This is a genomic window from Ideonella aquatica (assembly GCF_018069755.1).
Classification (GTDB): domain Bacteria; phylum Pseudomonadota; class Gammaproteobacteria; order Burkholderiales; family Burkholderiaceae_C; genus Ideonella; species Ideonella aquatica.
This window is the reverse complement of record NZ_JAGQDE010000029.1, coordinates 17,988-30,392: the sequence shown is the minus strand read 5'-3', so window position 1 is coordinate 30,392 and position 12,405 is coordinate 17,988. Positions and strand designations below refer to the sequence as shown.

The window sequence follows — 12,405 nt, the reverse complement described above, 5'->3', positions numbered from 1 at the left end:
GCGCTGTACCTCAATCGGCCCAGGTCACCCAGCCGAAGTGGGCGGTGACCAGGATCAGCACCCCGAAGGCGATGCGATACCACGCGAAGGGCTTGAAGTCGTGCGTGGCCACGTAGCGCAGCAGCCAGCGCACGCACAGCCAGGCCGACAGGAAGCTGAACAGCAGGCCCACGCCGAACAGCGGCGCGTCGGCCCAGTCCAGGTCGGCGCGCGCCTTGTACAGGCTGTACAGGCCGGCGCCGATCAACGTGGGAATGCCCAGGAAGAAGCTGAAGTCGGTGGCCGCCTGGCGCGACAGGCCCATCAGCATGCCGCCGATGATGGTGGCGCCCGATCGGCTGGTGCCCGGCACCATCGCGAAGCACTGCACCAGACCCACCTTCAGCGCATCCATCGGCCCCATGTCGTCCACCGTGGGCACGCGGGTGTGCGCGGCCTGGCGGCGCTCGGCCCACAGAATCACGAAGCCGCCCAGGATGAAGGTGGACGCCACCACGGTGGGCAGGAACAGGTGGGCCTTGATCCACTTGCCCACCAGCAGGCCCAGCACCACCGCCGGGAGGAAGCCGATCAGCACGTTCATCGCAAAGCGGCGCGCCTGCGGCTGCGCGGCCAGACCGGTGACGGTGTCGCGCACGCGCTGCCAGTAGACCAGCACCACGGCGAAGATGGCGCCGGTCTGGATCGCGATCTCGAAGACCTTCATCTTTTCGCCCACAAATCCCAGCAGCGAGCCCGCGAGGATCAGGTGGCCGGTGGACGAGATCGGCAGGAACTCGGTCAGTCCCTCCACCACGCCCATCACCGCGGCCTTCAGCAACACCAGCATGTCCATCGCGTCGTCCATCCGGGTCTGCCCGACCCTGCCCATTCAGGGGCGCCATCTTACAGACCAGGCGCTGGCAGCGCCGCAGGATGCTGCAACGCAGCATGACCCCGCATACATTATGGGGTATTGACGGCTGGCGCCGGCCTGTTAGGATTAATGACCGGTCAGTCAGTAATCATGTCCGAGTCCGCCACACCCCACCGCCAACGTCGCAAGGAAGCCCGCCCCAGCGAACTGCTGGATGCCGCGCTGGCCCTGTTCACCGAAAAAGGCTTCTCCGCCACCCGGGCCGAGGAAGTGGCGCAGCGTGCCGGCGTGGCCAAGGGCACGCTCTACCTGTACTTCAACAGCAAGGAAGAGCTGCTCAAGGCGGTGATCCGCCACACCCTGTCCAGCGCGGTGGCCGACGGCCGCCAGCGCCTGCTGGAGCACCACGGCAGCGCCACCGAGGCGCTGACCGAGTTGCTGCCCACCTGGTGGGAAGAGGTGTATGACAGCCCCAGCTCGGCGCTGTTCAAGCTGGTGATCACCGAGGTGCGCAACTTCCCCGACATCGCCGAGTTCTACGCGCAGGAAGTGATCCAGCCCGGCCTGGCGGTGATCCAGGCCCTGCTGCAGCGCGGCATCGACCGCGGCGAGTTCCGGCCGGTCGACGTGGAGGCCGCCGCCCACTCCCTGGTGCTGCCGATCATCATGCTGTGTCTGCACAAGCATTCGGTGGGCGCCTGCGCGCTGGCCGAGGCCATGGTGGCCGACCCGCGCCGCATCATCCGCAGCCACCTGCAGCTGGTCCTTCGCGGCCTGCAGGCCCATTCGTCTTCATCATGACCCCTGCTCTGCGTCGCGTCCTGATTCTGCTGGCCGTGGCCGGGCTGGCCGTGGGCGGCTGGAAGCTGCGCCCGGGTGCTGCGGCGGCCGGCAACGCCGCATCGGCCTCGGTGGCGGCCAGCGCGCCGGTCCGCGCCGCGCTCGAATTGCTGCCCGACGACCTGGCCGTGGTGGCCACGCAGCCGCTGATCGAGGAGATCGAGCTGACCGGCAGTGTGAAAGCGGTGCGCAGCGCCCTGGTCAAGGCCAAGGTGGCGGCCGAACTGCGTGAGCTGTCGGTGCGCGAGGGCGACGCCGTGCGTGCCGGTCAGGTGCTGGGCCGACTCGACGACACCGAGGCCGGCTGGCGCCTGAAGCAGGCGCAGCAGCAGGCCGACGCGGCCAAGGCCCAGCTCGACATCGCCGAGCGCGCGCTGGCCAACAGCCAGGCCCTGGTAGCGCAGGGCTTCATCTCACCGACTGCCTTGGACACCGCCCAATCCACCGCCCAAGCCAACCGAGCCAGCTGGGCGGCCGCACAGTCGGCGGTGGAGCTGGCCCGCAAGACGCAGGGCGACACCCTGCTGGTGGCCCCCATCAACGGCCTGGTGTCGGCGCGGCTGGCGCAGCCGGGCGAGCGGGTGGCGCTGGACGGGCGCATCCTGGAGATCGTCGACCTGTCGCAACTGGAGCTCGAAGCAGCGCTGGCGCCGCAGGCGGTGGCCCGGCTCTCGGTGGGCGCCTCGGCCAGCCTGCGTGTGGATGGCATCACCGAGCCGGTCACCGCCCGCGTGGCGCGCATCAACCCCGCGACCACCGCCGGTGCCCGCACTGTCACCGCCTACCTGAGCCTGGCGCCGCACCCGGCGCTGCGCCAGGGTCTGTTCGCCCAGGGCGCGGCGGCGCTGGCCCGCAGCGACCGCCTGGCCGTGCCACTCGACGCGCTGCGCCAGGACCAGCCGCAGCCCTATGTGCTGGTGGTGCAGGCTGGCCAGGCCCGTGCGCGCAGCGTGCAGATCGGCCAGCGCGGCCGCTCGCCGCAGGGTGAGCCGCTGGTGGAGCTGCTGTCCGGCGCCGCCGCCGGTGACCAGCTGCTGCGCGAGCGCGTGGGCACGGTGCGCGACGGCACCGCGGTACGCCTGGCCACTGCGGCCTCGGCGGCGTCCCGCTGAGCAGGGCCAGCCCGCGCCATGTGGTTCACCCGCGTCTCGATCAGCAACCCGGTCATGGCCGTGATGGTCATGCTGGCCTTTGTGGTGCTGGGCGGGTTTGCGGTGCAGCGCCTGAAGGTCGATCAGTTCCCGAACATCGAGTTCCCCTTCGTGGTGGTCACGGTCGCCTACCCCGGCGCCTCGGCCGAGGTGGTCGAGAACGAGGTGACGATCAAGGTCGAGGAAGCGGTCAACACGATCGCCGGCATCAATGAGCTGTTCAGCCGCAGCTACCAGGGCACCTCGGTCGTCATCGTCAAGTTCAATCTGGATGTCGATGGCCGCCGCGCCGCCGATGACGTGCGCGAGAAGGTCTCGCAGGTCAAGGCCGCTTTCGCCGACGAGGTGGAAGAACCCCGCGTGCAGCGCTTTGATCCCGCCTCGCGCCCGATCTGGACCGTGGCCCTCACCTCGCCCGACAACAGCCGCAGCGCCAGCGAGCTCAGCACCTACGGCGACCAGGTGCTGAAGAAGCGCCTGGAGAACGTGCGTGGCGTGGGCTCGGTGGCGCTGGTGGGCGCGCAAAAGCGCGAGCTCAACGTCTACCTGCGGCCGCAGGCGCTGGAGGCCTTTTCGATCGGCGCCGACGCGGTGACCAGCGCGGTGCGCAACGAAACCCGCAACCTGCCCGCCGGTACGCTGCGCCAAGGCGCGCGCGAGGACGTGGTGCAGGTCGATGGCCGGGTGGCCCGGCCGGCCGACATGGGCCAGATCGTCATCGCCCGCCGCAACGGCCAGCCGGTGCGCCTGGATCAGGTGGCGCAGGTGGTCGACGGCCCCGAGGAGACCGACAGCCTGGCGCTGCGCAATGGCCAGCGCATGCTGGCGCTGGATGTGGTCAAGGCGCAAGGCGAGAACACCATCGAGGTGGTCGACGGCCTGAACCGCGTGGTCGAGACGCTGCGCAGCCAGTTGCCGCCCGGCATGGCGCTGGACGTGGTGCGCGACAACTCGCGGCCGATCCGCGTGTCGGTCGAGAACGTGCGCCGCACGCTGATCGAAGGCGCGCTGCTGACGATCGGCATCGTCTTCCTGTTCCTGAATTCGTGGCGATCCACCGTCATCACCGGCCTGACGCTGCCGATCGCGCTGATCGGTACCTTTTTGTTCATGCAGGCCTTCGGCTTCACGATCAACATGATCACGCTGATGGCGCTGAGCCTGTGCGTGGGTTTGCTGATCGACGACGCGATCGTGGTGCGAGAGAACATCGTGCGCCATGTGCAGATGGGCAAGCCGGCGCGCCAGGCGGCGCTGGAAGGCACCGACGAGATCGGCCTGGCGGTGCTGGCCACCACGCTGTCGATCGTCGCGGTGTTCGCGCCGATCGGCTTCATGGGCGGCATCATCGGCAAGTTCTTCCACGAGTTCGGCATCACCATCGTCTCGGCGGTGCTGATCTCGATGTTCGTCAGCTTCACGCTCGACCCGATGCTCAGCTCGGTCTGGCACGACCCGGCCATCGACCGCGAAGGCCAGCCTTTCGTGCCGCGCAATCTCTATGACCGCACCCTGGGCCGGCTGACGCACTGGGTCGACCGCGCCTCGCACCGCCTGGGCGAGGGCTACCACCGGGCGCTGGGCTGGTCGCTGGACCATCCCAAGTCGACGCTGGGCATCGCGCTGGCCAGTCTGGTGCTGGCGCTGGGCCTGACCCGCGTGCTGGGCACCGAGTTCGTGCCCAAGGCCGACTTCTCCGAAACCACGGTGGCCTTCTACACCCCGGTGGGCTCCAGCCTGGCGCTGACCGAGGAGCGCACCCGCCAGGTCGACCGCATCCTGCGCCAGATGCCTGAGGTGAAGTACACACTGGCCACCATCAACACCGGCGTCGCGCTGGGCCACAACCAGGTGAGCATCTATGTGCGCCTGGTCGACCGCAAGCAACGCTCGCGCTCGGTGGACCAGATGTCGGCCGTGCTGCGCGAGCAACTGGCCTCGGTGCCGGGCATCACCGTCACGCTGGTCGGCCTGACCGACCCGGTGGGCGGCGCCAAGCCCATCTCGCTGTCGCTGCAGGGCCCCGACCTGTCCGAGCTCAAGCGCCTGACCGAGGGCCTGCGCCAGCGCCTGGCCGCCATCCCCGGCCTGGTGGATCTGGACACCAGCATGAAGGAGGACACGCCCACGCTGGCGGTGCAGGTGCGCCGCGACGCCGCCTCCGACCTGGGCCTGAGCCTGGGCAGCATCACCACCCAGCTGCGCCAGCTGGTGGCCGGCACCACCGTGGGCACCTGGCGCGCGCCGGACGGCAACAACTACGACGTCAAGGTGCGCCTGCACCCCGATGCGCGGGAAGACCGCAGCGACTTGGGCCGGCTGGTGCTGTCGGCCGGCCAGAACCTGGATGGCAGCCCGCGCATGGCGCGCCTGGACCAGGCCGCCGAGCTGGTGCCCGCCGGCCTGGCCAACCAGATCAACCGGCGCGACCTGAACCGCGAGGTGGAGTTCACTGCCGGCACCGAGGGCCGCGCGCTGGGCGAGGTCTCGGCCGACATCCGCGCCGTGCTGGACAGCACCGCGCTGCCACCGGGCTACCAGTTCCGCTTTGGCGGGTCCACCAAGGACATGCAGGAGTCCTTCGTCTACGCCGTGAGCGCGCTGGCCATGGGCGTGATCTTCATCTACATGATCCTGGCCAGCCAGTTCCGCAGCTTCCTGCAGCCGCTGGCGCTGATGAGCTCGCTGCCGCTGACGCTGATCGGGGTGGTCGGGGCGCTGCTGCTGTGGCGCTCGACGCTGAACATCTTCTCGATCATCGGCGTGGTGATGCTGATGGGCCTGGTCACCAAGAACGCGATCCTGCTGGTGGACTTCGCGATCCGCCTGCGCGAGCAGGGCCTGGCCCGGCGCGAGGCGCTGCTGGAAGCCGCCCGCGTGCGGCTGCGCCCGATCCTGATGACCACGCTGGCGATGATCTTCGGCATGGTGCCGCTGGCGTTTGCGCTCTCGGAGGGCTCGGAGCAGCGCTCGCCGATGGGTCAGGCGGTGATCGGCGGTGTGATCACCTCCTCGGTGCTGACCCTGGTGGTGGTGCCGGTGATCTACGCCTACCTGGATGACCTCTCGGCCTGGGCGCGCCGTCGGCGCGGCACGGGCAGCCCCGCGTCAGGCGGCACAGCCTAAAATCAAGGGTTGACCCGCATCTGACCGTCGACGCCCACCCGAGGACATCGCCATGAACATCGAACAAGCCCGCTTCAACATGATCGAGCAGCAGATCCGCCCCTGGGATGTGCTCGACCCCGCCGTGCTGGCCCTGCTGGGCGCCGTGCGCCGCGAGGATTTCGTGCCCGCCGCCTGCAAGGCCCTGGCCTTTGTCGACACCGAGGTGCCGCTGGCCGAAGGCCAGGTGATGCTGGCCCCGCGCGTCGAGGCCCGCCTGCTGCAGGAAGCCAAGGTGCAGCGCCACGAGACCGTGCTGGAGATCGGCACCGGCTCGGGCTTCCAGGCCGCGCTGCTGGGCCACCGCGCGCTGCGCGTGATCACGCTGGAGAAGCGCCCGGCGCTGGCCCGCACTGCGCGCGAGAACCTGCAGCGCGCCGGCCTGGCGAACGTCGAGGTCCGTGAGGCCGACGGCAGCGCTGGCCTGGCCGCCGAGGCGCCGTTTGACGTGATCCTGCTGTCGGGCTCGGTGGCCGAGGTGCCGCAGGCCCTGCTGGCACAACTCAAGCCGGGCGGTCGGCTGCTGGCCATCGAGGGCCAGGAGCCGGTGATGCGCGCGGTGCTGGTCACCCGCCAGGGCGAGGCCGCCTTCGCCAAGACCGAGCTGTTCGACACCGTGGCCCAGCGCCTGGAGGGCTTTGCCGAGCCCAGCCGTTTCCGCTTCTGAGCCTGATCCGATGAACGCCGTCGCCGTCCAGCAGTTGCACGCCTTTCTGGCCGAGCATGCCGATCGCCAGCCGTTGCTGCTGGACGTGCGCGAGGCGCAGGAGCTGGCCATCGCCCCGCTGAACCTGCCCGGTGTGCCCACGCTGCATATGCCGATGCACCTGGTGCCGCTGCGCCACAGCGAGCTGGACCCGGCGCGGCCTGTCGTCGTTTTCTGTCATCACGGGGCCCGCAGCGCGCAGGTCGTCGCATACCTCTCGAACCACGGTTTCGACGAGGTGTACAACCTGGACGGCGGCACCGACGCCTGGTCGCGCCTGGTTGATCCCGCCGTGCCTCGCTACTGATCCCGTTCCTGCCTTCATCGCTCCAAGGAAAGCCACCATGACGCCACCGCGCCGTTTCGCCCTGCACCGCACCGCCGCCCTCCTCGCCCTGGGTCTGGCGGGCCTGAGCGCGCAGGCGCAGAGCCTGCAGGAGCTGTACGACGCGGCACGCGGCTACGACGCCACCTACCTGGGCGCGCAGGCCGCCGCCAGTGCCGCGCAGTACCGGGCGGACCAGGCGAATGCGCTGTGGCTGCCCTCGGTGGGCCTGAGTGCCGGCGCATCGCGCACCGAGGCCGACACGCCCTACTCCAGCACGCGCAGCACCAACACCAACGCCACCAATGTGGCGCTGCAGGCGCAGCAAAACCTGTTCAACCGCGCCAACAGCGTGAGCATCGAGCAGGCCAAGCGGGGTGTGGAGCTGGCCCAGACGCAATTGCGTGCGGCCGAACAGGACCTGGTGGTGCGCGTTGCCCAGGCCTATTTCGACGTGCTGGGCGCCCAGGACACGCTGACCACGGTGCAGTCCAACAAGAAGGCCAATGCCGAGCAACTGGCCTCGGCCAAGCGCAATTTCGAGGTGGGCACCGCCACCATCACCGACACCCGCGAGGCCCAGGCCAAGTACGACCTGATCCTGGCCCAGGAGCTCGCGGCGGACAACGACCTGCGGGTCAAGCGCCTGGCGCTGGAGCAACTGGTCGGCAAGACCGGCCTGGCGCCGCGCCCGCTGGCCCAGCCAGTGGCCCTGCCGCCGCTGCAGCCGGCTGAGGTCAATGCCTGGGTGGGCGAGTCGGAGTCCCGCAACGCCACGATCGAACAGGCCCGCCTGGGCCTGGAAGTGGCCAAGCTTGAGACCGAGAAGGCGCAGGCCGGCCACCTGCCCACCGTCGCCCTGACCGGCAGCTACGGCAAGACCCATGTCAACGTCAGTGGTGACGCGGTGGCCCAGGGCGGCATCGTTGGCTACAGCGCTGCCGGCACGGGCACGAATGCCGCCATTGGTGTGAGCCTGAGCGTGCCGCTGTTTGCCGGCTTCGCGGTGCAGAACCGCGTCAAGGAAGCCCTGTCGCTGGAAGAGAAGGCGCGCAATGACCACGAGGCCGCCCGCCGCGGCGTGGCCCAGGGCACCCGCAGCGCCTTCTTCGGCGTGCAGGCCGGCCAGGCGCAGGTCAAGGCGCTGGAAGCGGCCGAGTCGTCCAGCAAGCTGGCCTTGGAGGCCACCCAGCTGGGTTACAAGGTGGGCGTGCGCGTCAACCTGGACGTGCTCAATGCCCAGACCCAGCTGTTCCAGACCCAGCGCGACCTGGCCAAGGCCCGCTACGACGTGATCGTCGGCGGCCTCAAGCTGCGCCAGGCGGCCGGCACGCTGCAGCCTTCCGACGTGGCCAACGTCAACGCGCTGCTGGCGAAGTAAACAGCGCCTCGATGCGGCCGGCCATGCGTTCGGCCGCACCGCGGTGCCGGGCGCTGAAAGCCTGCGCCGCCCGGGCGGCCCCGGTCAGGCGCGGTGCGTCGGCCAACAGCTCGGCTGCCCATGCCAGCGCCTGCGGCAGGTCTGCGGCGCGCCAGGCGGCGCCCTCGGCCAAGGCGCGCTCGGCGGCGTCGGCGAAGTTGAAGGTCGAGGGCCCCAGCACGATCGGGCAGCCGCAGGCCGCTGACTCGATCAGGTTGTGGCCGCCCAGCGGCTCGAAGCTGCCGCCCAGCAGCGCCAGGTCGGCCGCACCGTAGTAGGCCGACATCTCGCCCAGGCTGTCGCCCAGCCAGACCTCGGCCCCGCAAGCAGCCCCGTCAGGACCGGCCTCGCCCCAGGCGCTGCGGCGTGACAGGCTCAGCCCGGCCTGCGCCACCAGCGCCGCCACCGCATCAAAGCGCTGCGGATGGCGCGGCACGATCAGCAGCAGCGGCGCCGGACCGCGCCAGGCGGTCTGGCGCCAGGCTGCCAGCAGGCGCGCCTCCTCGCCATCACGGGTGTTGGTCATCGCCAGCACCGGCCGGCCCGGCCGGGCCCGCCAGGCCTGGCCGCGAGCCAGCAGCGCCGCGTCGGCGCGCAGGTCGTACTTCAGGTTGCCAGCCACTTCCACCTGCGGCACGCCGGCCTGGCGCAGGCGCCGGGCGTCGTCCTCGGTTTGGGCCAGCGCCAGCGTGATGCGCTGCGCCGCCGGGCGCAGCAAGGCCGCGAAGCGTTCGCCGCGACGGGCACTGCGCTCGGACAGGCGGGCGTTGGCCAGCACGATCGGCACGCCGGCGGTCTCGGCCGCCTGCAGCAGGTTGGGCCAGACCTCGGTTTCCATCAGCACGCCCAGTGCGGGCCGGTGCTGCTGCAGGAAGCGGCGCACCGCGCCGGGGGTGTCGAGGGGCAGCCAGGTCTGCCGATCGCCCTCGCGCAGCAGTGCCCGGCCGGCTGCACGGCCGGTGGCGGTGCCGTGGGTCAGCAGCAGGCGCAAGTCCGGCTGCCGGGCACGCAGTGCGTCGATCAGCACCGCCGCGGCCTTGGTTTCGCCCAGCGACACCGCATGCAGCCACAGCGCCCCGGGCGTCTGCGCGGGACCGCCCAGCGCCAGCCGCTCGGCCAGCGCCACGCGGTAGCCCGGCTCTCGCGCGCCGCGCCACCACAGGCGCGCCAGGTACAGCGGCGTGGCCAGCCGCAACAGCGTGCTGTAGGCGGCGCCGGCCAGGGCCGTGCGCCAGCCGGTGGCCAGCATCAGTGGGCCGCGGCGCCCACCTGCGCGTCGGGCTTGACGCTGCGCAGCACCGCCATGAACTCGTCCTGGATGCGGTGCAGCGCCTCGGGTGTGTGGCCCTCGAAACGCATCACCAGCACCGGCGTGGTGTTGGAGGCGCGCACCAGGCCGAAGCCATCCGGGTAGTCGGCGCGCAGGCCGTCGGTGGTGGAGACCTCGGCCCCGGGGAACTGGGCGCTGGCCTGCAGCTCGGCGATCAGGCGGTGCGGCTCGCCCTCGGCGCAGGCCACGTTCAGCTCGGGCGTGTTGTAGCTGGTGGGCAGGGCGTTCAGCACGGCGCTGGGGTCGTCGTGGCGCGACAGGATCTCCAGCAGGCGGGCCGCCGTGTACATGCCGTCGTCAAAGCCGTACCAGCGCTCCTTGAAGAACATGTGACCGCTCATCTCGCCAGCGATCGGCGCGCCGGTTTCCTTGAGCTTGGCCTTGACCAGCGAGTGGCCGGTCTTCCACATCAGCGGCACGCCGCCAGCCTCGCGGATGGCGGGCGCCAGGCGCTGGGTGCACTTGACGTCAAAAATGATGGTGCCGCCCTTGACGCGACTGAGGATGTCGCGCGCGAACAGGATCAGCTGACGATCCGGGTAGATGATCTGGCCATCCTTGGTGACCACACCCAGGCGGTCGCCATCGCCATCGAAGGCCAGGCCCAGTTCGGCATCGGTGGCGTGCACCACCTTGACCAGGTCGGCCAGGTTCTCGGGCTTGGACGGATCGGGGTGGTGGTTGGGGAAGTCGCCATCGACCTTGGAGTACAGGTCAATCACCTCGCAGCCCAGCGCGCGCAGGATGGCCGGCGCGCTGGCGCCGGGGATGCCGTTGCCCGAATCGACAACGATCTTCATCGGCCGTGCCAGTTGGCAGTCGCTGGTGATGCGGTGGGCGTACTCGGGCACGATGTCCATCGCGCCGATGCGGCCGGGGCCCTGGGCGTAGTCCTCGGCCTCGATGCGGCGGCGCAGGCCCTGGATCTCGTCGCCGTAGATGGCACGACCGGCCAGCACCATCTTGAAGCCGTTCCAGTCCTTGGGGTTGTGGCTGCCGGTGACCTGGATGCCGCTGCTGCAGCCGTGCGCGCTGCGGGTGGCGGCCACGTAGTAGGTCATCGGCGTGGTGACGGCGCCGATGTCCACCACGTCCAGGCCGGTCGAGGCGATGCCGCGGATCAGCGCTGCGGCCAGGCCGGGGCCTGAGACGCGGCCGTCGCGACCCACCACCACCGCCTTTTCGCCGGCGGCCTTGGCCTCGGTGCCGAAAGCCCGGCCCAGGTGCTCGGCGAAGGCGTCATCGATCGTCTGGCCGACGATGCCGCGGATGTCATAGGCCTTGAAGACGGAGGCGTGGACTTGCATGGTGTGGGGATCGGGACGGTGGTGAGGGGGTGGCGGCCATTGTAGAGAGGCTGCCCGGGCTCGGGATCAGCAAGTTGGGTGCCAGGGCCGCTGGCTGTCGATCCGTCGGCCCGGCTGTCGATTCGTCGACGGCCGCCGCCGAGGGGGCGCCCGGACTGCCTAGACTGCGCACCATGGTGATCGACAAGAACCTTCTGCGCCGCTCCTGGCGCGCCTGGACCGACAGCGGCATGACCCAGGCCGGCCCCGTCTGGCTGCAATGGGTGTGGTCACTGCTGTTCGCAATGCTGGTGGCCCTGGTCTTCACGCTGATCGCCTTCGCCACCAGCCCCGACCCCGGGCGGTGGACCAGCGGCAGCGCCTGGCGGCGGACCTACTTCCTGAACCTGCTGGTGTCGGCGGTGGTGGCCACGGGCATCCACCTCAGCTTCGACGTCATGACCGGGCTGATCGGCCCGGCGCGCTGGAAGAGCTGGTCCGACCGCCGCCGCGCCTGGGTGGCCACCGCGATCGCCATGGGTGGCACGGCCTGGTCCTGGCCATTGGGCGTGTGGCTGGCCGGCTACCGGCTGACCTGGTTCGACGGTGGCGGCTCGCCCACCAATGTCAGCATCAGCTGGCTCATCGTGCTGGTGCTGGTCTCGGGCCTGCACTGGCTGTACCTGGAAAACCGCCGCCGCATCGAGGCCGCCGAACGCCACGCCGCCGAGGCCCGGCTGAAGTTGCTGCAGGGCCAGATCGAGCCGCACTTTCTGTTCAATACCCTGGCCAATGTGTTGAGCCTGCTGGAGGCCGACCCGCCGCGCGCCCGCGGCATGCTGGAGGCCTTTGTCGACTACCTGCGCTCGTCCTTCGGCGGCCTGCGCGCCGAGCAGCACACGCTGGCCGACGAACAACGGCTGCTGGAAGCCTACCTGCGCGTGCTGGGCCTGCGCATGGATGAGCGGCTGCGCTGGCAGATCGACATTCCCGCCGAGCTGGCCGCGCTGCCGCTGCCGCCGCTGCTGCTGCAGCCGCTGGTCGAGAACGCCATCCACCACGGCCTGGAGCCCAAGGTGGAGGGCGGCACGGTGGGTGTGCGTGCCCAGCGTCAACACGACACCCTGGTGCTCAGCGTCAGCGACGATGGCCTGGGCCTGAACCACCCGGCCCCACGCCGCCCCGGCCAGCGCAGCGCGCTGCAGAATCTGCGCGAGCGGCTGCAGCAGGCCTGGGGCGACCAGGCCAGCCTGCAGTTGCTGCCTGAGCCGACCGGCGGCGTGCGCGCCGAGATCCGCCTGCCCTGCCCCACCGTCCAGCCCTGAG

10 protein-coding genes are annotated in these 12,405 nt (G+C 70.4%); 7 read left to right on the top strand and 3 right to left on the bottom strand.

Features of this window, described 5'->3' with window-relative positions:
- Positions 1-10 precede the first annotated feature (10 nt).
- Positions 11-835: an undecaprenyl-diphosphate phosphatase gene (locus KAK06_RS21090; protein WP_210804153.1), complete on the bottom strand. Its 825-nt coding sequence runs from the start codon at positions 833-835 to the stop codon at positions 11-13.
- Positions 836-1,006: 171 nt separating this feature from the next.
- Here KAK06_RS21090 and KAK06_RS21085 point away from each other — a divergent pair, with 171 nt between their 5' ends.
- Genes KAK06_RS21085 through KAK06_RS21060 form a run of 6 tightly spaced genes read left to right on the top strand, consistent with a single transcriptional unit; the run spans position 1,007 to position 8,424 of the window.
- Entirely contained in the window at positions 1,007-1,657 is a 651-nt protein-coding gene (locus KAK06_RS21085) for a TetR/AcrR family transcriptional regulator (protein WP_247653029.1), read from the top strand.
- Positions 1,654-2,808: an efflux RND transporter periplasmic adaptor subunit gene (locus KAK06_RS21080; RefSeq protein ID WP_210804139.1), complete on the top strand. Its 1,155-nt coding sequence runs from the start codon at positions 1,654-1,656 to the stop codon at positions 2,806-2,808. Before KAK06_RS21085 ends, KAK06_RS21080 begins: the two co-directional genes overlap by 4 nt.
- 18 nt (positions 2,809-2,826) lie before the next feature.
- Positions 2,827-5,973 (top strand): efflux RND transporter permease subunit, encoded by a 3,147-nt coding sequence (locus KAK06_RS21075; protein ID WP_210804138.1) that lies wholly within the window; start codon positions 2,827-2,829, stop codon positions 5,971-5,973.
- 52 nt (positions 5,974-6,025) lie between these two features.
- Complete coding sequence (locus tag KAK06_RS21070) at positions 6,026-6,679, top strand: protein-L-isoaspartate O-methyltransferase family protein (RefSeq protein ID WP_210804137.1); 654 nt, start codon at positions 6,026-6,028, stop codon at positions 6,677-6,679.
- Between the two features lie 10 nt (positions 6,680-6,689).
- Positions 6,690-7,025: a rhodanese-like domain-containing protein gene (locus KAK06_RS21065; protein ID WP_210804136.1), complete on the top strand. Its 336-nt coding sequence runs from the start codon at positions 6,690-6,692 to the stop codon at positions 7,023-7,025.
- Between the two features lie 37 nt (positions 7,026-7,062).
- Entirely contained in the window at positions 7,063-8,424 is a 1,362-nt protein-coding gene (locus tag KAK06_RS21060; protein WP_210804135.1) for a TolC family outer membrane protein, read from the top strand.
- Here the strand turns inward: KAK06_RS21060 and KAK06_RS21055 are convergent.
- A complete protein-coding gene (locus KAK06_RS21055; RefSeq protein ID WP_210804134.1) occupies positions 8,402-9,712 on the bottom strand; it encodes a 3-deoxy-D-manno-octulosonic acid transferase in 1,311 nt (436 codons plus the stop codon). The two genes, KAK06_RS21060 and KAK06_RS21055, sit on opposite strands and share 23 nt — an antisense overlap.
- Entirely contained in the window at positions 9,712-11,100 is a 1,389-nt protein-coding gene (locus KAK06_RS21050) for a phosphomannomutase/phosphoglucomutase (RefSeq protein ID WP_210804133.1), read from the bottom strand. The genes KAK06_RS21055 and KAK06_RS21050 overlap by 1 nt, the downstream gene beginning before the upstream one ends.
- 173 nt (positions 11,101-11,273) lie before the next feature.
- Here KAK06_RS21050 and KAK06_RS21045 point away from each other — a divergent pair, with 173 nt between their 5' ends.
- On the top strand, positions 11,274-12,404 hold the full coding sequence (locus KAK06_RS21045; RefSeq protein WP_210804132.1) for a sensor histidine kinase: 1,131 nt from the start codon (positions 11,274-11,276) through the stop codon (positions 12,402-12,404).
- The last annotated feature ends 1 nt before the right edge of the window (position 12,405 follow it).